This window comes from Streptomyces sp. NRRL B-24572 (assembly GCF_002156145.1).
Lineage (GTDB): Bacteria > Actinomycetota > Actinomycetes > Streptomycetales > Streptomycetaceae > Streptomyces > Streptomyces vietnamensis.
Genome location: NZ_MWIG01000988.1, coordinates 1 through 691 on the forward strand (window position 1 = coordinate 1; position 691 = coordinate 691).

The window sequence follows — 691 nt, forward strand, 5'->3', positions numbered from 1 at the left end:
CGTCGTACGGAAGGGCCCGCACCGGACGATTCCGGAGCGGGCCCTTCCGTACGACGCGTGGTCGCGGCCTCAGAGCGAGGGCGCGCCCTGCGGCTGCTGCGGCGGAATGCCGAGGGCGGCCGTGTACTGCGAGAGCACCAGCTTGCCGATCGCGGGGTAGGCGCCCAGCGGCTCGGCGGCGGCGCACCCCGCCTCCTTCGACGCCTCGTCGAGGAGACCGTCGGCCAGCTCGGGGCCGATCAGGTACGGGGCGAGGGCCAGCTGCTCCGCACCGGCGGCGCGCAGCTGCTCGGCCACGGAGGCGATGGAGCCCTCCTGGTCGAGCGCGGCGGCCATCACCGGGACGGCGAGGCGCGCGGCGAGCAGCATGCCGGTAATCCCGGCGGCCTGCACGGCCTCCTCGCCACCGACCGTGGCCAGGATGATGCCGTCGGCGGCCGTCGCGACCGTGAACAGCCTGGCCCGGTCGGCGCGGGCCAGACCGGCCTCGGAGAGGCGCACGTGCAGCGCCTCGGCGAGCAGCGGGTGCGGGCCGAGGACCTCGGTCAGCTCGGCGGTGTTGCCACCGTCCATGAGGCCCTGGCGCACCTGGCGCATCTGGGCGCTGTCCGGACCCGCGAGCAGCGGGACGACGACCGCGGCCGGGCCCGTCGGGGCGGTGGCCTCGCGGCCGGCGGCCAGGGCCAGCTCG

General features: G+C 76.8%; 1 protein-coding gene. It reads right to left on the reverse strand.

Annotated elements, in window-relative coordinates; genetic code table 11:
* Nucleotides 1–69: 69 nt before the first annotated feature.
* Nucleotides 70–691, reverse strand: a 622-nt coding sequence (locus CCN56_RS39250) for a sirohydrochlorin chelatase (RefSeq protein ID WP_086832384.1), incomplete at its 5' end; no start/stop codon positions are given.